20 protein-coding genes are annotated in these 21,194 nt (G+C 65.8%); 11 read left to right on the top strand and 9 right to left on the bottom strand.

Going from position 1 to position 21,194, the window contains the following annotated elements:
• Window positions 1-8: 8 nt before the first annotated feature.
• From ACVOLQ_RS00545 to ACVOLQ_RS00530, 4 genes are read left to right on the top strand one after another with little or no spacing between them, the layout of a single operon-like run.
• Window positions 9-1,085: a LacI family DNA-binding transcriptional regulator gene (locus ACVOLQ_RS00545; protein ID WP_293714555.1), complete on the top strand. Its 1,077-nt coding sequence runs from the start codon at window positions 9-11 to the stop codon at window positions 1,083-1,085.
• 6 nt (window positions 1,086-1,091) lie between these two features.
• Entirely contained in the window at window positions 1,092-2,120 is a 1,029-nt protein-coding gene (locus ACVOLQ_RS00540) for an SIS domain-containing protein (RefSeq protein ID WP_481526698.1), read from the top strand.
• Window positions 2,120-3,262: an N-acetylglucosamine-6-phosphate deacetylase gene (gene nagA / locus ACVOLQ_RS00535; protein ID WP_481526697.1), complete on the top strand. Its 1,143-nt coding sequence runs from the start codon at window positions 2,120-2,122 to the stop codon at window positions 3,260-3,262. Before ACVOLQ_RS00540 ends, nagA begins: the two co-directional genes overlap by 1 nt.
• A 10-nt stretch (window positions 3,263-3,272) precedes the next feature.
• Entirely contained in the window at window positions 3,273-4,340 is a 1,068-nt protein-coding gene (locus ACVOLQ_RS00530; RefSeq protein WP_481526696.1) for an acyltransferase family protein, read from the top strand.
• A 166-nt stretch (window positions 4,341-4,506) separates the two neighbouring features.
• Here ACVOLQ_RS00530 and ACVOLQ_RS00525 read toward each other — a convergent pair whose 3' ends face one another.
• Window positions 4,507-5,727, bottom strand: coding sequence for a multifunctional CCA addition/repair protein (locus ACVOLQ_RS00525; RefSeq protein WP_481526695.1), 1,221 nt, complete (start codon window positions 5,725-5,727; stop codon window positions 4,507-4,509).
• Window positions 5,728-6,190: 463 nt separating this feature from the next.
• Window positions 6,191-8,137 (bottom strand): transglycosylase SLT domain-containing protein, encoded by a 1,947-nt coding sequence (locus ACVOLQ_RS00520; RefSeq protein ID WP_481526694.1) that lies wholly within the window; start codon window positions 8,135-8,137, stop codon window positions 6,191-6,193.
• Between the two features lie 178 nt (window positions 8,138-8,315).
• Between ACVOLQ_RS00520 and ACVOLQ_RS00515 the strand changes: the two genes are divergently transcribed.
• Both ACVOLQ_RS00515 and ACVOLQ_RS00510 read left to right on the top strand, forming a co-directional pair.
• Window positions 8,316-8,726 (top strand): ExbD/TolR family protein, encoded by a 411-nt coding sequence (locus ACVOLQ_RS00515; protein ID WP_481526693.1) that lies wholly within the window; start codon window positions 8,316-8,318, stop codon window positions 8,724-8,726.
• A 162-nt stretch (window positions 8,727-8,888) separates the two neighbouring features.
• A complete protein-coding gene (locus ACVOLQ_RS00510; protein ID WP_481526692.1) occupies window positions 8,889-9,764 on the top strand; it encodes an EamA family transporter in 876 nt (291 codons plus the stop codon).
• Window positions 9,765-9,772: 8 nt separating this feature from the next.
• On the opposite strand, the gene ACVOLQ_RS00505 is transcribed toward ACVOLQ_RS00510, so the two are convergent.
• The 4 genes from ACVOLQ_RS00505 to ACVOLQ_RS00490 form a co-directional block, all read right to left on the bottom strand.
• Window positions 9,773-10,510, bottom strand: a complete 738-nt coding sequence (locus ACVOLQ_RS00505) for an endonuclease/exonuclease/phosphatase family protein (protein WP_313173137.1) — start codon at window positions 10,508-10,510, stop codon at window positions 9,773-9,775.
• 71 nt (window positions 10,511-10,581) lie between these two features.
• On the bottom strand, window positions 10,582-11,400 hold the full coding sequence (locus ACVOLQ_RS00500) for a thiol:disulfide interchange protein DsbA/DsbL (RefSeq protein ID WP_313492926.1): 819 nt from the start codon (window positions 11,398-11,400) through the stop codon (window positions 10,582-10,584).
• 119 nt (window positions 11,401-11,519) lie between these two features.
• Entirely contained in the window at window positions 11,520-12,164 is a 645-nt protein-coding gene (locus tag ACVOLQ_RS00495) for a thiol:disulfide interchange protein DsbA/DsbL (RefSeq protein WP_481526691.1), read from the bottom strand.
• Window positions 12,165-12,256: 92 nt separating this feature from the next.
• Window positions 12,257-13,042: a c-type cytochrome gene (locus tag ACVOLQ_RS00490; protein ID WP_481526690.1), complete on the bottom strand. Its 786-nt coding sequence runs from the start codon at window positions 13,040-13,042 to the stop codon at window positions 12,257-12,259.
• Window positions 13,043-13,215: 173 nt separating this feature from the next.
• Between ACVOLQ_RS00490 and yihA the strand changes: the two genes are divergently transcribed.
• Window positions 13,216-13,857 carry a ribosome biogenesis GTP-binding protein YihA/YsxC gene (gene yihA / locus ACVOLQ_RS00485; protein WP_481526689.1) on the top strand — a complete coding sequence of 214 codons (642 nt, stop codon included), beginning with the start codon at window positions 13,216-13,218 and terminating at the stop codon, window positions 13,855-13,857.
• Window positions 13,858-14,138: 281 nt separating this feature from the next.
• Here yihA and ACVOLQ_RS00480 read toward each other — a convergent pair whose 3' ends face one another.
• The 3 genes from ACVOLQ_RS00480 to ACVOLQ_RS00470 form a co-directional block, all read right to left on the bottom strand.
• The gene (locus tag ACVOLQ_RS00480) at window positions 14,139-15,113 is read right to left on the bottom strand and encodes an MBL fold metallo-hydrolase (protein WP_481526688.1); all 975 of its coding nucleotides are present in this window, start codon (window positions 15,111-15,113) and stop codon (window positions 14,139-14,141) included.
• 101 nt (window positions 15,114-15,214) lie between these two features.
• Window positions 15,215-16,048: a helix-turn-helix transcriptional regulator gene (locus ACVOLQ_RS00475; RefSeq protein WP_481526687.1), complete on the bottom strand. Its 834-nt coding sequence runs from the start codon at window positions 16,046-16,048 to the stop codon at window positions 15,215-15,217.
• Window positions 16,049-16,051: 3 nt separating this feature from the next.
• Window positions 16,052-16,750, bottom strand: a complete 699-nt coding sequence (locus ACVOLQ_RS00470) for a VIT1/CCC1 transporter family protein (RefSeq protein ID WP_481526686.1) — start codon at window positions 16,748-16,750, stop codon at window positions 16,052-16,054.
• A 203-nt stretch (window positions 16,751-16,953) separates the two neighbouring features.
• Between ACVOLQ_RS00470 and ACVOLQ_RS00465 the strand changes: the two genes are divergently transcribed.
• The 4 genes from ACVOLQ_RS00465 to ACVOLQ_RS00450 all read left to right on the top strand — a co-directional run bounded on the left by ACVOLQ_RS00465 (window position 16,954) and on the right by ACVOLQ_RS00450 (window position 21,194).
• Window positions 16,954-18,318 carry a glutamate--cysteine ligase gene (locus ACVOLQ_RS00465; protein ID WP_481526685.1) on the top strand — a complete coding sequence of 455 codons (1,365 nt, stop codon included), beginning with the start codon at window positions 16,954-16,956 and terminating at the stop codon, window positions 18,316-18,318.
• A gap of 131 nt (window positions 18,319-18,449) precedes the next feature.
• Window positions 18,450-19,088, top strand: a complete 639-nt coding sequence (locus ACVOLQ_RS00460; RefSeq protein WP_481526684.1) for a glutathione S-transferase family protein — start codon at window positions 18,450-18,452, stop codon at window positions 19,086-19,088.
• Entirely contained in the window at window positions 19,088-19,552 is a 465-nt protein-coding gene (locus tag ACVOLQ_RS00455) for a DUF6265 family protein (RefSeq protein WP_481526683.1), read from the top strand. Before ACVOLQ_RS00460 ends, ACVOLQ_RS00455 begins: the two co-directional genes overlap by 1 nt.
• Window positions 19,553-19,598: 46 nt before the next feature.
• The gene (locus ACVOLQ_RS00450) at window positions 19,599-21,194 is read left to right on the top strand and encodes an AAA family ATPase (RefSeq protein ID WP_481526682.1); all 1,596 of its coding nucleotides are present in this window, start codon (window positions 19,599-19,601) and stop codon (window positions 21,192-21,194) included.

The following is a 21,194-nucleotide window of genomic DNA, read 5'->3' as shown; positions in this document are numbered from 1 at the left end:
AACCGGTAATGCGTAGACCCACCATCAAGGATGTCGCCGAGCGGGCCAAGGTCTCTTTGAAGACCGTCTCGCGGGTGATCAACAACGAGCCTTCGGTGATGCAGGCCACCCGCGCGCGCGTGCTGCGCGCGGTGGCCGAGCTGGACTATGAGCCGGATCCGTCCGCGCGCAACCTGCGCAGCAACACCACCTTCGTGATCGGGCTGGTCTACGACAACCCCAATCCGTACCACATCATCGGGGTACAGAACGGCGTGCTGTCGGCCTGCCGCGAAACCGGCTTCGGCCTGCAGATCCATCCCTGCGACTCGACCTCGCCGATGCTGGCCGAGGAACTGGCCGACTGGGTACAGCGCTCGCGGCTGGCCGGGCTGGTGCTGACCGCGCCGATGTCCGAGCGCCCGGAGTTGGTGGCAGCGCTCAACGCGCGTGGCATCAAGACCGTGCGCATCATCGCCGCCACCGAAGACCCGGGCGATGGTGCCTGCGTGTTCGTGGATGACCGCGACGCGGCCTATGAAATCACCGAGCACCTGATCCAGCTGGGCCACCAGCGCATCGGCTTCCTGTGGGGGGGTACCTCGCACCGCTCCAGTGGCGAGCGCTATGCCGGCTACGAGGCGGCATTGAAGGATTACGGGATCAACCTGGACAAGCACCTGGTGATCCCCGGTGACTACACCTTCGACGATGGCTTCCGTGGTGCGCGCCGCCTGCTGGCGCTGCGCGAACCGCCGACCGCCATCTTCGGCTCCAACGACGAAATCGCCGCCGGCGTGCTGGCGGCGGCCAATTCGGCCGGCTTGAACGTGCCGTATGACCTGTCCATTGCCGGCTTCGAGGACAGCCCGTTCTCGCGCCAGTCATGGCCGGCACTGACCACCGCCAAGCAGGCCACCGGCGATATCGCCCGGCATGCGGCGCGGCTGCTGATCAGCCAGCTGCGTACCGACGCCTACGAAGACAGCCCGGCCCAGCTGCAGAACCAGGGCTTCGTACCGCAGCTGGTGGTACGTGGCTCCACCGCGCCGCTGCGCCAGCAGGCGTCGCGACCTCCTTCATCTCCCCCCGACCTTTCCGAGTAATGATCCATGGCACTGCCCAGTGAAACCGAAACCCTGATGTTCAACGAGGCGGCACAAAGCGCCTCTGTCATCGCCGCCCAGTTCGCACGCAACCGCGACGTGGTGCAGGCCCTGGCCGCAGACCTGCGCCAGAACCCGCCACCGTTCGTTGTCACCTGCGCACGCGGCAGTTCCGATCACGCGGCAACCTATGCCAAGTATCTGTTCGAGACCCAGCTTGGCCTGGTGACCGCTTCGGCGTCGCCGTCGGTGGGCTCGGTCTATGAAGCACCGCTGCAGCTGCGCGGCGCGCTGTACATCGTCATCTCGCAGTCGGGCAAGAGCCCGGACCTGCTGCGCAATGCCGAAGCTGCCAAGGCTGCCGGCGCGCGCGTGGTGGCGCTGGTCAACGTCGAGGATTCGCCGCTGGCCCTGCTGGCCGAAACCGTGATTCCGCTGGGCGCCGGTGCCGAGCGCAGCGTTGCCGCGACCAAGAGCTATCTGGCCTCGCTGGCGGCCATCCTGCAGCTGGGGGCCTACTGGAAGAATGATGCGACCCTGATCGCCGCCCTGGACGCATTGCCGGCGGCGATGAGCAAGGCCTGGGAGTGCGACTGGAGCGCAGTCACCAACGGCCTGGTCGATGCCCACAACCTGTTCGTGCTCGGCCGTGGCCCGGGCCTGGCGGCAGCGCAGGAAGCGGCGCTGAAGTTCAAGGAAACCTGCGGCCTGCATGCCGAAGGCTACAGCTCGGCCGAAGTGAAGCATGGCCCGATGGCGCTGGTGGGCAAGGACTTCCCGGTGCTGGCCTTTGCCCAGCCTGATGAAACCGGCGCCGGCACCCGTGCCGTGGCCGAGGAGTTCGCCGCGCGCGGCGCGCAGGTGTGGCTGACCGGCGAGGGTGGCAACCTGCCGACCGCCGAGGCACCGCACCCGCTGTGCGCGCCGCTGCTGACCATCCAGAGCTTCTACCGCGCGATCAACGCGCTGGCGCTGCGCCGTGGCAACAACCCGGACCTGCCGCCGCACCTCAACAAGGTGACGGAAACGGTCTGATGAAAACCGCGCTGCGCAATGGCCGGGTACTTGCCGGCGAGAACTTCCGTGACGATGTCGCGGTATTGATCGAGGACGGCCGCATCACTGCGGTCGTCGCCAGTGATGACCCGGCGGTTGCCGCGGCCGAGGCGCAGGTGGACCTGGGCGGCGGTTGGCTGCTGCCCGGCTTCATCGATGCCCAGGTCAACGGTGGCGGCGGCGCGCTGTTCAACAACCAGACCGATGTCGATGCCCTGCGCACGATGGTGGCCGGGCATCGCCGCTACGGCACCACCGGCATGCTGCCGACCCTGATCAGCGACGATGCCGAGGTGATGGCGCGTGCGGTGCGGGCTACCCGTGAGGCGATCGCCGCCAAGGTGCCGGGCGTGCTCGGCATCCACCTGGAAGGCCCGTATATCGCCCCCGCCCGCAAGGGCACCCACGATGCCGGCAAGTTCCGCGTGCCCGATGCCGACGAAGTACGCATGGCCGCCGCGCTGGACAACGGCGTCACCCTGATCACCCTGGCACCGGAGCGCGTGCCGCAGGAAACCATCCAGCAGATGGTCGCCAATGGCGCGATCGTGGCTGCGGGTCACACCGCGGGTACCTACGACGAGATTCGTGTGGGTCTGGATGCGGGCATCACCGGTTTCACCCATCTGTACAACGCGATGTCGCCGTTGCAGGGACGTGATCCCGGCGCGGTGGGTGCGGCGCTGGAAGATGCCGACAGCTGGTGCGGCGTGATTGTCGATGGCGTGCACGTGCATCCGGCCAGCCTGCGCGTGGCGCTGGCGGCCAAGCCGCGCGGCAAAGTGTTCCTGGTCACCGATGCGATGCCGATGGTCGGTTCGGACAACCCGGCGTTCGAGCTGTATGGCGAAACCATCACCGCCGTTGATGGCGTGGTCCGTAACGCCGCGGGTGCCTTGGCGGGTTCGGCACTGGACATGATCACCGCCGTGCGCAACACGGTTGGCCTGTTGGGTCTCTCGTTGGCCGAAGCCTCGCGCATGGCATCGACGTATCCGGCGCAGTTCCTCGGCCTGGATGATCGTTACGGGCAGATCGCAGTCGGCTACCAGGCTGACTTCGTCCTGCTGGACAGCGACCTGCAGGTGCAGGCCACCTGGATCGCCGGGCAGCGCGACTGAGTTCCAAGGTATGAACAGAACCATCCGTTATGCCTCGGTGGATGCCCTGCGTGGCATCACCGTGGCGGCCATGCTGCTGGTCAACAATCCCGGCAGCTGGAGCCACGTGTACGCACCGCTGTTGCATTCGGAGTGGCATGGCTGCACACCGACCGATCTGGTGTTCCCGTTCTTCCTGGTGATCGTTGGCGTGTCCATCGCGCTGGGCGTGGTGCCGCGGGTGGAGCAGGGCGCTGACCGTCGTGCGTTGACACGCACGGTATTGATCCGCGCCGTACGCATTCTGGGTCTGGGGCTGCTGCTGCACTTCCTGGCCTGGTGGTGGCTGGATCTGCCGCACTATCGGCCCTGGGGCGTGTTGCAACGCATTGGGCTGTGTTTTGCGTTTGCCGGCATGGCTGCCATCTGGTTGAAGCCGAAGGCGCAGACCTTGTGCCTTGGCGTGCTGGTGGTGGGCTATGTGGCACTACTGGCTGCTGGCGGTTCGATCGAGCCCTGGCTCAATGTCGCCAGCCGCGTGGATACCCAACTGTTTGGCGCGCTGCTCTACCAATACGATCCGGCAACCGGCCATGGCCATGATCCGGAAGGCTTGATGTCCACCTTGGGCGCACTGGCCTCGACCTTGCTGGGTCTGCGTGCAGGTTCGCTGTTGCGGCAACGGCCGTGGCGATTGCTGCCGATGGCGGTGCTGTTGCTGCTGGCGGGTGGCATCTGGGCGCAGTGGCTGCCCTTGAACAAGAACCTGTGGACGCCATCCTATGTGCTGTGGACCGGCGGCTGGGCATTTGCCGGGCTTTGGATGGCACACATCCTGATCGATTGCCGGCAGTGGCCGGCGCTGGGCCGTCGCTTTGGTGTCAACGCGATCACTGCCTATGCCGGCTCCTCGGCGATGGTGCTGGCAATGATGGCCACCGGCAGTTGGGGCTGGCTGTGGGAACACCTGTTCAATCGTTGGCTGAGCCCGCTGGCGGGCGCACAGTTCGCCTCGCTGGTGATGGCGCTGAGCTTCGTTGCGCTGTGGTGGTTGCCGATGGCGTGGATGGACCGCCGCAAGATCTACCTCAAGATCTGAGGCGACCAGTCGCAGGCTTGTGGGAGCGGCGTAAGCCGCGAAACCGACAGTGCCGAGATCATCGGCAGATTGTGCAATTGCATGCGGCGGGTGTAGCTGTTGCATTACCAGCTTCGCGGCTTACGCCGCTCCCACAACATTCAACGGCTGCAACAGCGGCAGGCAATCAGCGCGCGGCGCTGATTGCCTTGATGCGAGCCTTCTTCAAGGCCTCGCCAATGGCCGGGCCTTGCAGGCCTTCGGTGGCGATATCGCGGGCATTGATCGCCAGCGCAGCCGCATGCAGGCGCAGCAGGGTGCTCCGCTGCGGGTAGTCACTGTCCTCGAAGCCCAGGCGACCGCGCTTGTCGCATTCGCAGACCAGGGCCAGCTGCGCAATGCGTTCGGGGCGGCGGAAGCCATCGCAGCGCTGGATCAGTTCCAATACGGTGGCATCGCGCAGCTCATCGATGCGGTGCACGTTGAGGTGCTCGCGGCAGACCGCTTCGGCCAGCAGGCGGTGATCGAGCGGAATCTTCAAGCGTTCGCAGAGCGTGGCCAGCGGCTTCAGGCCGCGCTGCTCATGCATGATGTGGCGGGGCAGTTCAGCGGCCGGTGTCAGTGCCTTGCCAAGATCGTGGGTGAGGGCAGCGAAGCCGATCAGGTCATCGCCCGGCGCCAGTTGTGCGGCCATGTCGCTGACCATTTCCTGGTGCACGCCGGTATCCACTTCCGGGTGGAACTCGGCGCGTTGCGGTATGCCATAGAGCGCGTCGACTTCCGGCAGGATCACCGCCAGTGCGCCGGTATCGTGCAGGCAACGCAGGAACGCCGAGGGCTTTTTCATCGTCAGACTGCGCCGCAGTTCCTGCCAGATGCGCTCGGGTACCAGTGCATCCAGTTCGCCGCTGGCGGCCATTTCGTGCATCAGCGCTGCCGTTTCTGGCGCCAGGGTAAAACCCAGGGGTGCGAAGCGCGCCATGAAGCGCGCCGCGCGCAGCACCCGCAACGGGTCTTCGACAAAGGCCGGGCCGACATGGCGCAGAACGCGTTGTTCGATATCGCGAACGCCGCCCCAGGGATCGACCAGCTCACCGGTTTCCTCATCGCGGGCGATGGCATTGATGGTGAAGTCGCGGCGCTGCAGGTCTTCTTCCAGGCTTACCGAAGGGTCGGCATCGACCACGAAGCCGCGGTAGCCACGGCCGGATTTGCGCTCGGTGCGCGCCAGTGCGTGTTCCTCACCGGTATGCGGATGCAGGAACACCGGGAAATCCTTGCCCACGGCCTTGAAGCCGTCCGCTTCCATCTGTGCTTGCGTGGCACCGACTACCACCCAGTCGCGGTCACCGGGTTGCAGGCCAAGCAGGGAATCGCGGACAGCGCCGCCGACGAGATAGGTTTTCATGCAGGCATGATAAGTCGGATGGGGTAGGGCACATGTAGTGCCGAGCCATGCTCGGCAAGGGGCTTTACAGGCAAAGGCTCAAAGCACCCCTCCCCAACCCTCCCCTTCGCTGCGCGAAAGGGCGGGAGCAGAAGCGGTAGTGCTGAGCCATGCTCGGCAAGGGGCTTTACAGGCAACCGCGCAAAGCACCCCTCCCCAGCCCTCCCCTTCGCTGCGCGAAAGGGCGGGAGCAGAAGCGGTAGTGCCGAGCCATGCTCGGCAGGGGCTTTACAGGCAAAGGCTCAAAGCACCCCTCCCCAACCCTCCCCTTCGCTGCGCGAAAGGGAGGGAGCAGAAGCGGTAGTGCCGAGCCATGCTCGGCAGGGGCTTTACAGGCAAAGGCCCAGAACCACCCCTCCCCAACCCTCCCCTTCGCTGCGCGAAAGGGAGGGAGCAGAAGCGGTATGGCTCGGCTCTACGGGTGCTATTGCGTTTGTTGGCAGACGAAGGGCTTGCGGGCGCCTTCGGTCCTGCCAACCATGCGGTCGCTCAGGGTCAGGGCGTTGCCGTTGAGGCGCCAGTCATAGATCACGCTGAAGGCCAGCACACGCGCCACGTACTCGCGGGTCTCCTTGTAGCTGATGGTCTCGATCCAGAAATCCGGATCGTAGTTCGGACGCTGCGTCTGCCAGCGGGCAGTCGGCGTCGGGCCGGCGTTGTAGGCGGCGATGGTGACGTAGGGCAGGCCGTTGTACTTGTCCATCAACTGGCGCAGGTAGGCGGTGCCAATGGCGATATTGGTATCCGAGTCGTACAGGCTGGACGCACCGCCATAACCGCTCAGGCCGATGCTCTTGGCCACGCTGGCGCCGGTGGCGGGCAATACCTGCATCAGGCCCATCGCATTGGCCGGTGAGCGTGCGTCGGGATTGAAGATGCTTTCGGCGCGTATCTCGGCCGCGATCCAGGCCGGGTCCAGCGCGTTGCGTGCGGCTTCACGTCGTATCGTGTCGTCGTGATGCAGCGGGAAACGCAAGGTGTACAGGCGCATCTCCTGTGGGCCCTTCAATGCGAAGACCGCGCGATCAAACCAGCCGTTGTTGCTGGCGACTTCCACGGCAAGGCGGCGTTGGCTGTCGTCGAAACGGGATAACAGCTCCGCCCATTCGCGGGCCGCCCAGCTTGGGCGTTGGATCTTGAACAGTTCGATCGCGCGCACCAGTGCCGGATCTCGTGCCACGCTGGCTTTTGCCGTTGCACTGTCCCCCGGATTCCATGGGCACAAGGTATAGGCCTGCTTGAGCTTGTCGGCGGCCAGGAAGCCATGGAAGGTGGGTTCGGTGGCAGCAGCGCGGTACAGCGCCGTGGCTTCGGCGGGCTTGCCGGTCTTTTCCAGCAAACGCCCCTCGAACCAGCGCCAGCGCGAATCATTGCGCTGGCTGGCCGGCATCTTGCGGATGGCGGCCAGTGCTGCCGGCCAATCGCCGCGTGCCATCGCTTCGCGGGTGCGCCATTCGTGCAGGCGTTCGTCATAGGCAGACTCGGGCACGGCGGCCAGGCGTCGTGCCGAATCCGGCAGGTAGGAGGCCACCGTCCACAGTGCGATTTCGTACAACACCTTGCCTTGCTGCTCGGCGTTGAGGGCGAGTGCCTGGGCGTATTGCGGCAGCTGCAGCTCGGCCGCGCCAGGGTCGGCCTTGGCCAGCTTCTGCAGACCATCAACGGCGATGCGACGGCTGCGTTCGTTCTTGGGCCAGTTCAGGGCGCGTGCGTCGGGCTTGTCGACGAAGGCGGCGTAGTCATTGGCCTGGGCAAGCTCGGCGGCTGGCAGACCACGTGCGGCGGCACGCATCACCGCCGGTTGCTGTGCGTCGGCGGCAGCGTCGATGCGCTCCCAACGCAGCGCCGGGGTCAGGCCGCCGCGGCTGGCGAGGACTGCAAACACCGGGTCACAGCCATCGGGCAATGACTTGCCGGCGCTGCGCCACAGGGCCTGTGCGTCGCTGGTCCATTGCGCATCGGCCTTGCCGGTGGCCTGTCGTGCATTGAGTTCGGCACAGCGCAGGCCCGGATCGCTGCTGGTCTTCCAGTTGGCCAGCAGGGTCGGCCAATCCTGGCGGCGGGCGAGGGCGGGCAACCAGGCCGAACGGAAACTCTCGGCCACGGCCTGGCCCTGATAGCGCTTCAGGAAATCCTGTGCCTGCGCATTCGGCAACGTGTCGATGTTGCGGCGCAGGGCACTGAACTCCAGCCAGCCGTACAGCGGGTGATTGCGTAGCGGCGCGGTCGCGTTGGCATCGAACTGCCCGCGCTCGGCATTGTCGATGGCGGTGCGCAGCGCCGTGCGTTGTGCGTCCAGGTTCTGGGCCTGGACGCAGGCGCTGAGCAGCGCGGCGAGGGTAGCCAGGGGCAGCAGGAGGATTCTATTCATGACGGAAGGATAACGGCCGCAGCGTCAACGGCAGAGCAGCAGCCCGACCCGCACATGAACAAACGTGTCGCTGCTGCGCAAACAGAAGCTGAATGGAATCCGCCACATGGCTGGAAACGCCTGGAAGCAGGCGTAGCTTCGGTGGCGAGGCAGCCGGCCTCGCCCTGGGGGAACTGGAATGGCATTCAGTGCAGCAGGCAATACCGGACGTCCACTGGCTGATATCAACGTGACCCCGCTGGTCGACGTGATGCTGGTGTTGTTGATCATCTTCATCGTGACTGCACCGATGGTGGCGGTGCCGATCCCGGTTGATCTGCCACAACGAACCGAGAAGATAGTGCAACGTGTCGAACCTCCGCCGCCAATCGAACTGCGGGTGGATGCTGCCGATCAGCTGTACTGGAACGGCGAAGTGCTGGCGATCGGCGACTTGCAGGCCCGCCTGCAGGCACAGGCTGATCTGCATGTCGGCAATCTGCCGGAGCTGCGCATCGATGCCTCCCCCGATGCGCAGTACCAGGTGATGGCCAAGGTGCTGGCGGCGGCCAACAACACGCATATGCAGCGTATCGCCTTCATCCAGTAGCGTGCCGCGCGTGGCAGGCATCAACCAGCCAGTGGGATGGTTGATGCCTGTCCAGCGGCGATTGTGACCGCACTGCCACGCAGGTCCGGCGGCATCATCGGATCTGGCACCCACGGCCATTTCGCCCAAGCGTTTGCAGCAGCGGCCGAATACACTAGCGGCATGCAAAGTTCCCGATTCGCATCGCTGTTGCCGGTGCTGGCGGTGCTCGGCTCGGTGACCTCGTTGTCGATCGGCACGTCCTACGCCAAGAACCTGTTCCCCCTCATTGGTGCGCAAGGCACCAGTGCGTTGCGCGTGGGCTTTTCGGCGCTGTTCCTGTTGCTGCTGTGGCGGCCATGGCGCTGGCATACCAGTCGCGCCGATGGTGCCGCAATCCTGCGCTATGGACTGACGCTGGGGTTGATGAACCTGTTGTTCTACATGGCGCTGCGCACGATCCCGTTCGGTATTGCCGTTGCCATCGAGTTCACCGGTCCGCTGGCGGTGGCGATGTTCTCCTCGCGGCGGCCGATCGATTTCGTATGGGTCGGTTGCGCGCTGATGGGGCTGGTGCTGCTGTTGCCGCTCGATGGCGGCCAGGCGCTGGATCCGGTCGGGGTCATGTATGCGCTGGGTGCGGCGTTGTGCTGGGCGCTCTACATCATCTACGGCAAGCGTACCGGGCATCTGCATGCCGGCCACAGCGTGTCCCTGGGCTTGCTGGCAGCGTCGCTGGTGGTGGTGCCGGTCGGGGTGGTACACGCGGGCATGGCGCTGCTGGAGCCGAAGATCCTGTTGGCTGGCTTCGTGGTGGCGGTGGTGTCCAGCGCCATCCCGATGTCGCTGGAAATGATGGCGCTCAAGCGCCTGCCCAAGGAAACCTTCGGCATCCTGATCAGCATGGAGCCGGCGGTAGCGGCACTATGGGCGTTGCTGTTGCTGCACGAACACCTCAGCGGCCTGCAGTGGCTGGCGATCGGCTGCACGGTGCTGGCATCGGCGGGTAGCACCCTGACCGCGCGGCGGCGCCCGCCGCCGGCGGTAGCCGCGGACTGAGGCGAGGCTCAGCGCAGGCTGTTGGCGGGGACGTCGACTTCCATTTCCACTGCCAGATGGTCCGAATACGCGGCGGCAACGGCGCGCGTGTCGAGCATCTTCATGGTGTCGGAAATCAGGATGTGATCGATGGCGCGGTCCGGTCCCCAACTGGGGAAGGTCGGTACCAGGCAGCTCGGCGGCTGCAGCCGGGTCTTGTGGTACAGCACGCGCATTTCCGGGCGGTCAGCCTTGCAGTTGAAGTCGCCCATCAAGACGGCGTTGGGGTAGTCGGCCAACACGTCGGAGATGAAATCCAGCTGTGACAGGCGCGAGCCGGTGCCCAGCGACAGATGTGCCACCGCCACGGTCAGGCCCTCGGGACCATCGCCATAACGGGCGACCAGCAGGCCGCGGCCACCGATGCGGCCGGGCAGGGCGTGGTCCTGCACTTCCACCGGCTCCAGCCGGCTCAGCAGGCCGTTGGCGCTGGAGGCCACGCCGCCCATGCGGCGGTTGGGCTGGTGCGCCCAATAGTTGAAACCGGCCCGTTCGGCCAGGTAGTGGGTCTGGTTGGTGAAGCCAGAGCGCAGGCTGCCCGGATCGGCCTCCTGCAGCCCGACGATGTCGCGGCCGCTGGCCAGTTTGGCGATCGCGTCCAGGCTGGAGCGCTTCTGCCCGGCAGGCAGCGCATGCGACCAGCTACGGGTCACGTAATCACTGTAGCGGCGGGTGCTGGAGCCGGCCTGGATGTTGGCGGTCAGCAATCGCAGTGTCTGGGTGGGGGATTTCACGGCGGGTCGAACTCAAGGGCCTCGTTACCGAGGCCCTTGATACCTCACTTGGCGTTTGCGGCGCGTTCGCGCGCGATCAGGTGGTCGGCAATGCGGAGCATGTCCTCATAGCCCTTGCCCTTGACCAGGTACTTGCCGTTGACGATCAGCGACGGAGTGCCGGCAATCTTGCTGCGCTGGGCGAACTGCTTGCCACGGTTGACCTTGGCGGCAATGCCGAAGCTGCCCATGGTATCGGCGAAGGTCTTGGGATCGACGCCGTACTTGCCGTAGAAGTTGGCGATGTCCTGCACCGAATCGGTGCCGCGCTCGCCCTTCAGGGTCTGCTCGATGTGGATGGCGGTGTACAGCGCGTCGTGGGTCTTTTCCTGCACGCCCAGGGTTTCAGCGGCATAGAAGGCACGTGCGTAGTTGTCCCAGGTACCGCCGAAGGCGGCCGGCACGTAGACGAAGCTCACGTCCGAGGGCAGGCCGGCCTTCCACGAGCTGATCAGGGGCTGGAAGCGGGCGCAGGCCGGGCAGACATAGCCGAAGATCTCCGCCACTTCGATCTTGCCGGTTGCCGGCTGGAACGGCTGGCCACCTTCGATGGCGACATAGTCGGTGCCGGCGACCGGCTCCGGGCCGACCAGGCGTGCCTGTGCCGGGACCGGCGGGGCGACAGCGGTATCGCTGGCAGCCGCAGCGGGGGCGGTGGCTGCAGCATCAGCGGCCGGGGCCGGGGCCGGGTTTGCGGCCGGGGCGGCTTCGGTAGCGGCCGGGGTGCTTGCCGGAGCGGCGGTATCGGCAGTGCCATCCTGGGCTTTGCAGGCAACCATCAGCGGCAGCAGGGCGGTCAGGGCCAGGGCGAAGCGGATCTTCATCGGGTGTGATCTCCAGCAGGGTTTTGTTGGGGTGCCGGGCAATGCAGCCGCGGCCATCGCGCGCAGGGACGCATTATGGGCGTTGTCGGCTGAACCGGTAACCCGGTTCAGCCAGTGGATCAGCGGCGGCCGGCGCCGCGTTCGCGGGCAACCAGCGCGCTGGCGATGCGCAGGGTGTCATCAAAGGTCTTGCCCTTGACCAGATATTTGCCATTGACGATCAGCATCGGGGTGCCAGTGACCTTGACCCGCATGGCAAAGGCGCGGGCGTTCTTGACCTTGTCGTCCACCTGCGGGCTGCGCAGGGCCTCGACAAAGCGCTGCGGCTGCACGCCGTACTGCGAATAGAAGGTAGCCAGCTCATCCGGCGAAACATTCTGTACCGGCAGGCTGCCCTGCACATGCAGGGCCTTGAACACGTCGGCGTGGCTGCGCTGGCGTACGCCGACCTGCTCGGCCGCATAGAAGGCGCGCGCGTAGGAATCCCAGTAACCGCCGAACGCCGCCGGCACCGGGGTGAAGCGCACGTCGGCTGGCTGTTTGGCCACCCAGGCTTCCAGCTGCGGTTCGAAATGGGCGCAATGCGGGCAGGTGTAGCCGAATACCTCGACCACCTCGATCTTGCCGGCCAGCGGCGCAAAGGGGCCCGGTTCGGCGATGAGCTCATAGTCCTGGCCCTCCACCGGTGCGGCGGGGGGGGCGGCCCAGGCCAGGAGCGGGGCGGTTGCCAGCAGCATCAGCAACAGTCGGGGGAACAGCGTCATCGTGGGGAGTCTCCGTTGGAAAAACAGACGCCGACCTTGCGGCCGGCGTGTCTGCGTGGGGCAGTGCCGGGTCGCCGGGGCGACCGGCGGGATCAGGGTTGCGCGGCGGCGGTGGCAACCGTGGCGTCGTTGGCCCGATCATGCAGGCCCTGGATGTAACTGGCCAGCGCCTGGATCTCCTGGCTGGTCAGTGCGTGGCTGATCTGGGCCATGATCTTGAACTGGGTGGCATCCGTCTCGCCGGTCTGGCCTGCCTGGTAGCGCTGCAGACGTTGGGCGACATAGCCGGCATGTTGGCCGCCGATATGCGGATAGGCCGGGCCGGGGTTGCCCGCGCCGGTGGGGCCGTGACAGGCGATGCAGGCCGGAATGTTGCGGCTGGCGTCGCCGCCGCGGTAGAGCTTCTGGCCGACTTCGAAGAACTTCATGCCTTCATAGGGGCCCTCGCTGACCAGCGCGTCATCGGCCACGCCGGCGCCGGACTTCTGGGTAGCGAAGAAGGCGCCGATATCGCGCATGTCCTGCGGGGTAAGCCCCTGCACGAACGGCAGCATCGCCGCGACTGCGCCTTCGTTGCGCTGGCCATTGGCGATCAGGGCCATTTCCTTGGCGATATAGCGTTCGCTCTGGCCCGCCAGGCGCGGGTAGATCTCCACCGCCGAATTGCCGTCGGCACCGTGGCAGGCGGCGCAGGTGGACGCCTTGGCCTCGCCGGCCTTGGCATCACCGGGTTTGGTCTTGCTGAAGTCGATCTCCAGCGAAGCGGTCTGTACTGGCGCATTGTCCGGCACGGGAGTGACCGAGCTCTGCGCAAAGGCGACGGCGGCGATTACGGGGACTACCAGTGCTGCAACGGCAAGAACACGAGCATGGCGCATGCTGAAGCTCCGTGTGGACCGGGCCGGGCGGGGCTTTCCGCCGGCATCGCCCGGATTATCAACGGCGTTTTGCGGCACGGTCAACGAAGCAGTGCAGCAAAATCGATCCGGTCGGTGGTCCCGGGACAGCGGCCAGGCCGACGCGCGGCGCCGCAACATGCGATCCTATGCACATGTCATTGCTCATCGAACGCGCCCGTTACCACCTTTCCGCCCACAATGCCCGGCAGTTGCCGCCGGATCTGGGGGCCGAAGTGGCATTTGCCGGCCGCTCCAACGCCGGCAAGTCCAGCGCGCTCAACGCGCTGACCCGCCAGAACTCCCTGGCCCGTGTCTCCAAGACCCCGGGCCGCACCCAGCAGCTCGTATTCTTCGAGGTGACGCCAGACGCGCACCTGGTCGATCTGCCCGGTTATGGCTACGCCAAGGTGCCGCTGGACCTGCAGGCCCATTGGCAGGCCTTCATCGACCAGTACTTCCGCACCCGCAATGCCCTCAAGGGCCTGGTGGTGGTGATGGATATCCGTCATCCGCTGAAGGACTACGACCGGCAGATGCTTGGCTATGCGGTGCAGCGTGGTCTGCCGGCGCATGCCTTGCTGACCAAGGCCGACAAACTGGGCCGTGGCCAGCAGATGCAGACCCTGCAGAAGGTGCGCAAGGAGCTGCACTCGATCTTTGGCGACACGGTCAGCGTGCAGACCTTCTCAGGCGAATCGCGCCAGGGCGTGGACGAAGCACGCGGCATCATCGGCGGCTGGCTGGGCTTGAATCCGCCGGCAGCGGACGGTGCAGGTGAAGCAGCAGCTGTGTGAGTTGTGGGAGCGGCGTAAGCCGCGAAGCTGGTGGTCTGCCAGACCTGGGTACATGCAAAACGCCGCCTCGATCAAGGCGGCGTTTTTGTTTTTGTGCTTTCCAGGTTGTTGTGCGATTCGAGGCCAAAGCCAAAGCCAAAGCCAAAGCTGCCCTCACCCCTACCCCTCTCCCGTAAACGGGAGAGGGGACAGCAACGGCAGCAGCAACAGCAACAGCTACAGCCAAAGCCAAAGCAACAGCTACAGCCAAAGCCAAAGCAACGGCAGCAACAGCAACAGCATCACTTCAACGGCGAAAACTCGTTCGGCACCCACGCAAACGCTTCGCCTTCGCGACGCACATGCCCCAGCCCCGGGAACGGCAGGTGCGCACCGGCCACCCACCAGCCTTTGTCGGATGCTTCGGCCATCAGCTGGTGGCGGCTGGCAATCGCAGCGCCGCGGTCGCTGTCGGCTTCGAATGCGGCGTCCGGGCGGGCGAACTGCACGGCATGGAAATGCACGATGTCGCCCCATACCAGCAGCTGTTGGCCGCTGCCACCCTCAAGCAGATACGAGACATGGCCGGGGGTATGGCCGTGGCTGTCCAGCGCGGTGATCCCTGCCGGCAGGGGCTCACCCGGACCGAACCGGTGCAACTTGCCGGCGGCCACATAAGGCGCCACCGCCTTGCGGGCCAGGCCAAACGCGAACCGCAGTGGCTGCGGGGCGGTGGTTTCGCTGGTCGGATCGAGCCAATAGGCGGCATCGGCCTGCGACAGCCATACCGTGGCTTTCGGGAAAGCCGGCTTGCCCTGTGCATCCAGCAGGCCGCACATATGGTCCGGATGGGCGTGGGTCAGCAGCACGTCATCGACCTCGGCCGGGTCGTAGCCGGCGGCACGCAGGTTGCCCAGCACCTGGCCCAGGCCGATATCAGCGCCGAAGCATTGCGCGGTGCCGGTATCGATCAAACTCAGGTGATCGCCGCGGCGTACCAGATAGGCGTTGACCGCGGTCTGCAGGCCTTTGCCATCTTCCGGTACATAGCCATGTTCAAGCAGGCGGGTGACCGCGCCGGGATCAATCCCGACCAGCTGCTGGCGTCCCAATGCCACCACGCCGTCAAACAGGGCGGTGACCTGCAGCTCGTCGATCTGCTGGTGATGGACGCCGGCAACCTGCTGTTGCACGGCATGCGTGCTGCGTGCCTGCGCAACGCAACTGACGGCGAGGATCATCAAGGCCGCGAGAGGGAAATGGGGGCGGATATACATCGGGGGTTCCTGCGAGTACGGCAGTGCCGCGGGACCCTCATGCTGCGCCGACGTGCCGCCGCGTTTCGCTCACAATGGCGCGCGAAACGCTCGCTTCGCGCTCAGCTGTTGCCGATTGCCGCCGGCTCCAACCCGTAACGCGCGGCAAACCGTTTGCTGAAGCTGGCCAGTGAACGGTAACCGGCGCGTGCTGCCACGGTCTTCAGTGGCAGGCGGGTGGTATAGAGCAGCTGCATGGCATGGGCCAGTCGTGCATCAACCAACAGTTCACGGATGCTGAGATGTTCGCTCGCCAGCCGTCGCCGCAGGGTGGCGCCGCTGATGCCAAGCTGCGATTCAAAGTCCCGCGATTGCCAGTCGCGTTCCGGCTGCGCGGCAACCAGGTCGCGGATGCGGTCGCCCAGACCGGGTTCGGGCGCAAGCAGCAGGCTGCCATGGCCGCGCCGGCAGAACGCCAGCACCAGCGCGGCCAGGGCCAGCCTTGCTTCCGTGTACTGGCCGTGCTGCAAGGCCTGCCGCCATTGCAGCAGGGCGGCACCATGGGCGGCCAGCGGCAGGCGTGCCAGCGCGGGGCCGGCATCGGGCAGGGCGTCGGTCCACAAGGCACGGGCCGCAGCCAGTACTTCCGGGCAGAGCGGTACGATCGCGCTCAGGTACAGGCCGCTGTGCGGGTCCGGAATATTGACCACATCGATGCGGCTGCGGCGGGTGATCAGGAACAGATCGCCGGGGCCGAATTCAAGTGACTGCTGTGCAGTGCGGGCCTGTTTGCGCCCCTGCAGCAGGATGGCGAGCTGGGGCTGCGGGATGTCCACCGAACTGGCGCCGTGTTCGCGGCGCGCGGTGATGCAGGCATACCCTTCGGCGCGCTGGCAGTCGACCAAGGAAGACAGCTGGGCCAGCAAAGCGGGCGTGGCGTCGCTCTCTGCGTTCATCGCTTACACCGTGATCTGGAACAGGTGGCCGATGGCTGCGGCCGCAGCCATCGCCAATGCGCCCCAGAACACCACCCGCAAGGCGCCACGCACCACGGGTGCTCCGCCAGCCTTCGCCGCCAACGCGCCGGTGATGCAGAGCCCAACCAGGGTCGCCGCGGTGGTTATTTCCGCCACGCGTGCCGGGGCAGCCAGCAATGCAGTCAGTACCGGCAGGGCGGCGCCGACGACGAATGCGCTGGCCGATGCGGCGGCGGCCTGCAGCGGTCGGGCACGCAGTTCCTCGGTGATGCCCAGCTCGTCACGCGCATGGGCGGCGAGGGCATCGTGTGCGGTCAGCTGCTCGGCCACCTGCTGCGCCAGCTCGGGGCTGAGTCCGCGGCGGCGATAGATGCCGGCAAGTTCCTGCAGTTCGCTATGCGGGTCTTCATGCAGTTCGCGGCGTTCCATGGCCAGGTCGGCGTGTTCGGCATCGGCCTGGGACATCACCGAGACATATTCGCCGGCCGCCATCGACATGGCGCCGGCCACCGTGCCGGCCACCCCGGTGGCGAGGATGGCCGAGGGGCTGGCGCCGCTGGCGGCCACGCCGACCACCAGGCCGGCGACCGAGACAATGCCGTCGTTCGCCCCCAGTACGGCGGCACGCAGCCAGCCTACACGCTCCGAACGGTGGGTTTCACGATGGTGGCTGCGGCTCATGCGCACAGTGTAGGGCCAGTGCAACGGCCATCGCGGAATGACTCGCAGGCGCAGTAGCCGGGCCGGTCAAGTCTGCTTTTATAGGATGCTGAAAACCGCTGCCGTGACACGATGGCAATGTGCGCCGCGATATAGTGCGCCCTTGCGATGGCGGGGGTTGGCCCCCACCTTCCCGCCCTGCCCAGAATTCTGTGAGCCTGCCCTTGTCGAGCCCGAGCCACGTCGCTGATACCCCCATCACCCACCGCGACCAGTTGGTCCAGAGCATTGCCTCGGGTGAAAAGCCCAGGTCGCAATGGCGGATCGGCACCGAGCACGAGAAGTTCGGGTTTCGCCTGGATGACCTGCGTCCACCCACCTTTGAAGGCGAGCGCGGCATCAATGCGCTGCTCAACGGCCTGACCCGCTTCGGCTGGGAGCCGGTGCAGGAGAACGGCAATACCATCGCCCTGCTGCGCGACGGCGCCTCTGTGACGCTGGAGCCGGCCGGGCAGCTGGAGTTGTCTGGCGCCGCGCTGGAAACCCTGCACCAGACCTGCGTGGAAACCGGCAGCCACCTCAATGAAGTGGCGCAGGTGGCCGGCGAGCTGCAGCTGGGTTTCCTGGGCATGGGCTTCCAGCCCAAGTGGACCCGTGCCGACATGCCGTGGATGCCCAAGGGCCGCTACCAGATCATGAAGAGTTACATGCCCAAGGTCGGTTCGCTCGGCCTGGACATGATGACCCGCACCTGCACGGTGCAGGTCAACCTGGATTACGCCAGCGAAGCGGACATGGTGAAGAAGTTCCGCGTGTCCTTGGCCCTGCAGCCGATTGCCACCGCGCTGTTCGCCGACTCGCCGTTCACCGAAGGCAAGCCCAACGGCTACCTGAGCTACCGCTCGCATATCTGGACCGACACCGATCCGGACCGCACCGGTATGCTCGATTTCGTGTTCGAGGATGGTTTCGGCTACGAGCGCTACGTCGACTATCTGTTGGACGTGCCGATGTATTTCTCCTACCGCGATGGCATCTACCACGACGCCAGCGGACAGAGCTTCCGCGATTTCCTGCAGGGCAAGTTGCCGGTGTTGCCGGGCGCGTTGCCGACCCTGCGTGACTGGTCGGACCACACCACCACCGCCTTCCCGGAAGTGCGGTTGAAGAAGTATCTGGAAATGCGCGGTGCCGACAGTGGCCCGTGGAGCCGCATCTGCGCGCTGCCGGCATTCTGGGTGGGCCTGCTGTATGACGAAACGGCGTTGAACGCGGCCTGGGATCTGGTCAAGGACTTCAGCCTGGCCGAGCGCAACGTGCTGCGCGACGGCGTGCCGAAGCAGGCGATGAACCTGCCGTTCCGCAACGGCACGGTGCGCGACCTGGCGCGTGAGGCGCTGGCGATTTCGCGTGATGGCCTGCGCCGTCGTGCCGCGCTCAATGCCGATGGCCAGGACGAGACGCGCTTCCTGGATGTGCTGCAGGAGATCGTGGACTCCGGCAAGACCGCGGCCGAGCGCAAGCTTGAACTGTTCCATGGCCGCTGGAATGGCAGCGTGGATCCCCTGTTCGGCGAATTTGCGTATTGATTGAAGCGGGCGATCAAGCCGAGGGTCTATTCTTCGGGGTCGGCCTTGCTCCGCTGTCATTCCCGCCAATGCGGGAATGACAGTGCCGGCGTAATTGCTAGACTGCGGCCTCATCCCCTGGAGTCAGGCGCATGGGCAGCACGACAGAAGAAATCGTCTTCTATACCAACCCGATGTCGCGCGGCCGCATCGTGCGTTGGATGCTTGAGGAATTGGGCCAGCCGTATCGCACCGAGGTGCTGGAGTACGGCCAGAGCATGAAAGGCCCGGAGTTCCTCGCCATCAACCCGATGGGCAAGGTGCCGACCCTCGTCCACCGTGGCGTGGTGGTGACCGAAGCTGCGGCGATCTGTGCCTATCTTGCCGATGCGTTTCCCGCTGCGGGACTGGCGCCCGCCTTGGATGATCCGCTGCGCGGCAGTTACCTGCGCTGGTTGTTCTTCGCCGCCGGACCGGTGGAAGCCGCTGTCAGCGCCAAGGCCCTGGGCCTGCTTGCCCCGCTGGAGAAGGCCGGCACCGTGGGCTACGGCAGCTTCGAGCAGACCATCGATACCCTGGAGCAGCTGGCCGCATCGGCGTCGCCGTGGCTGCTTGGCGAGCGCTTCAGTGCGGCCGATGTCTATGTCGGCAGCCAGATCCTGTGGGGACAGATGTTCAAGAGCATGCCTGCGCGCGACGCATTTGCAGCTTATGGCGAACGCCTGCGCGGCCGCCCGGCCTGGCAGCGGGCAAGCGCACTGGATGATGCGCTGATCCCGCCGCGCGACTGATGCGCAGGTCCTTGCCCTGGCTGGTCCTGCTGGTCGGTGTAGCCAGTACCGTGACCGCCGCTGCGGCGGAACTGGCGTCGCTGGATTGGTTGCTGGGCAACTGGCAACGCACCGGCATGGCAGCAGGTACCAGCGGCGCTGAGCAATGGCGTCGCCAGGCGGATGTCCTGGAAGGCGAGGGCCGCAGCTATCGGCAAGGCGAACTGCGGTTCCAGGAGCGCCTGCGCATCATCGATGAAGGCGGGCAGCTCTACTACGTCGCCGATGTTGCAGGGAATCCCGCGCCGGTCAGGTTCGCGCTGGTGGAGCAGGGCGCGCAGTCGGTGGTGTTCGAGAATCTCCAACATGACTTCCCGCAGCGGATCGCCTACCAACGCAACGGCCGGCAGCTGACGGCTACCGTCTCCGCCGGTGAGCGTGTGCAGGTATTCCGGTTCGAGCAGGCCGCGCAGCCGACTGACTGAGCGGCGGCCGAGGTCACCGCCCCCACGCTAGAATCCGGGTTCCGTGATGAAGGGACGCCCGGTGTCGCCATTCAACCTGTTCCAGCGCCTGTCGCAGGCGCCAACCAACCCGAAGGCCGAGCCGGTGTCGCGGACCTTCGATGTGGCCGAACTGTATGAAGGACCGGTGCAGTTGACCGGCGGCGCCGATGCCGCGCCACTGGCGCTGGACGAGAAGCTGCGGCAGGCCTACTTCTGGATCGTCAACAACGCCATCATCAGCCCGCATTACGACATCGAGTACCACGCCGGTCCATCGGCCAGCTTCAATGTGGGCGATACCCGCCGCCAGCTGACCTTGCCCTCGGCGCAGAGCTATTCCAGTTACGTGCTGCTGCCGCTGCTGACCTTCGCCACCCGCCGCAAATGCCTGTTCGTCGGCGGCCCCGGCCGTGGCAAGACCGCCAGCGCGATCCTGATGGGCGTACTTGCCGGTTACCCGGTGCGCGAGGTGCGCCGTGCCATGCAGCATGGTCACCCGCAGATGACCATCGCCGACCTGCTCGGCAATCCGTTGCCGGCCGACCTGGTCGCCGCACAGGACATGTCGCAGATCCGCATCGCCTGGCGCAGTTGGTTGGGCATGCGGGTCAAGATCATCGACGAGTACAACCGCATCCCCACCCGCACCCAGAGCGCGCTGCTGACGGTGATGGGGGACAACTACGCCGAAGTGCTCAACCAGGTCTACGAATGCCCGGAATCGGCGTGGTACCTCACCGCCAACGACGACCGTGGCGGCGGCACCTACCAGGTGATCGAAGCCCTGCGCGACCGCATCGACGTGGTGGTGCAGGCATTGGCCTTCAATCCGCGTTTCCTGGAAGAGATGCTGCTGCGCATCGAGCAGAACATCCGTCCGGAAGAAGTGGTGCCGCGCGAGATCATCTTCAGCGAGGAGGAAGGCGAGCAGATGCTGCAGCAGATCCGCGCGGTGGAAGTGCCGCAGGATGTGCGCAGGCGCATCGAGTTCTTCAGCAGCCAGTTCGAGTTGATGGAGACCGCGGGTGCGCAGTTCGAATACCTGACCAAGGACACCGTGCGCCTGGCCGGCGTTGACTGGGCCCAGGCCATTGCCGCCGATTCCGGCCGTGATCGCATGAAGGACCTGGGTTGCCAGACCCGCAATGGCTTGTCGGTACGCAACCTGATGACCTTGCTGATGTTCGCCAAGGCACTGGCGTGGTTCCGTGGCAATGCCGCGGTCGCCCTGGATGATGTGCGCCAGGTATTGCCGTTCGTGCTGAACGACAAGCTGCAGCCCGATCTGGATGCGCCGTTCTTCGCCCTGCCGGAGAATGCCGCTTACCGCAGCGACCGGCTCAGCTGGCTGCGCTGGCTGCTGGACAGCTCCAATGCCGAGTACGATCGCCTGGACCTGGACCGCAAGGATCCGGTCGGCGAGCTGTCGGCGCAGTTCGCACGCGGGCTGGATGGCGTCAGCGAACGCGAGACGCGTGCGCGCCTGACCCGCATCGAGCGCCTGGTGGAGGAACGGGTGAAGGGCCGCAAGCTCTACGGTCATCTCTACGACGATCTGCTCAAGCTCAAGTACCTGCACCAGCGCTACACCAATTACCTGCATTGGCAGCAGGCGCGCTGA

The sequence above is a fragment of the Stenotrophomonas sp. STEN031 genome (genome assembly GCF_056759975.1).
This window is presented reverse-complemented; position numbering and strand designations above follow the sequence as displayed.

Coding starts and splice junctions, on each gene's coding strand:
- ACVOLQ_RS00520 (WP_481526694.1), bottom strand. CDS start 8,137: ATGAATAGAATCCTCCTGCTGCCCCTGGCTACCCTCGCCGCGCTGCTC.
- ACVOLQ_RS00525 (WP_481526695.1), bottom strand. CDS start 5,727: ATGAAAACCTATCTCGTCGGCGGCGCTGTCCGCGATTCCCTGCTTGGC.
- ACVOLQ_RS00460 (WP_481526684.1), top strand. CDS start 18,450: ATGGGCAGCACGACAGAAGAAATCGTCTTCTATACCAACCCGATGTCG.
- ACVOLQ_RS00455 (WP_481526683.1), top strand. CDS start 19,088: ATGCGCAGGTCCTTGCCCTGGCTGGTCCTGCTGGTCGGTGTAGCCAGT.
- ACVOLQ_RS00495 (WP_481526691.1), bottom strand. CDS start 12,164: ATGACGCTGTTCCCCCGACTGTTGCTGATGCTGCTGGCAACCGCCCCG.
- ACVOLQ_RS00450 (WP_481526682.1), top strand. CDS start 19,599: ATGAAGGGACGCCCGGTGTCGCCATTCAACCTGTTCCAGCGCCTGTCG.
- ACVOLQ_RS00540 (WP_481526698.1), top strand. CDS start 1,092: ATGGCACTGCCCAGTGAAACCGAAACCCTGATGTTCAACGAGGCGGCA.
- ACVOLQ_RS00510 (WP_481526692.1), top strand. CDS start 8,889: ATGCAAAGTTCCCGATTCGCATCGCTGTTGCCGGTGCTGGCGGTGCTC.
- ACVOLQ_RS00490 (WP_481526690.1), bottom strand. CDS start 13,042: ATGCGCCATGCTCGTGTTCTTGCCGTTGCAGCACTGGTAGTCCCCGTA.
- yihA (WP_481526689.1), top strand. CDS start 13,216: ATGTCATTGCTCATCGAACGCGCCCGTTACCACCTTTCCGCCCACAAT.
- ACVOLQ_RS00470 (WP_481526686.1), bottom strand. CDS start 16,750: ATGAGCCGCAGCCACCATCGTGAAACCCACCGTTCGGAGCGTGTAGGC.
- nagA (WP_481526697.1), top strand. CDS start 2,120: ATGAAAACCGCGCTGCGCAATGGCCGGGTACTTGCCGGCGAGAACTTC.
- ACVOLQ_RS00480 (WP_481526688.1), bottom strand. CDS start 15,113: ATGTATATCCGCCCCCATTTCCCTCTCGCGGCCTTGATGATCCTCGCC.
- ACVOLQ_RS00515 (WP_481526693.1), top strand. CDS start 8,316: ATGGCATTCAGTGCAGCAGGCAATACCGGACGTCCACTGGCTGATATC.
- ACVOLQ_RS00530 (WP_481526696.1), top strand. CDS start 3,273: ATGAACAGAACCATCCGTTATGCCTCGGTGGATGCCCTGCGTGGCATC.
- ACVOLQ_RS00545 (WP_293714555.1), top strand. CDS start 9: ATGCGTAGACCCACCATCAAGGATGTCGCCGAGCGGGCCAAGGTCTCT.
- ACVOLQ_RS00500 (WP_313492926.1), bottom strand. CDS start 11,400: ATGAAGATCCGCTTCGCCCTGGCCCTGACCGCCCTGCTGCCGCTGATG.
- ACVOLQ_RS00475 (WP_481526687.1), bottom strand. CDS start 16,048: ATGAACGCAGAGAGCGACGCCACGCCCGCTTTGCTGGCCCAGCTGTCT.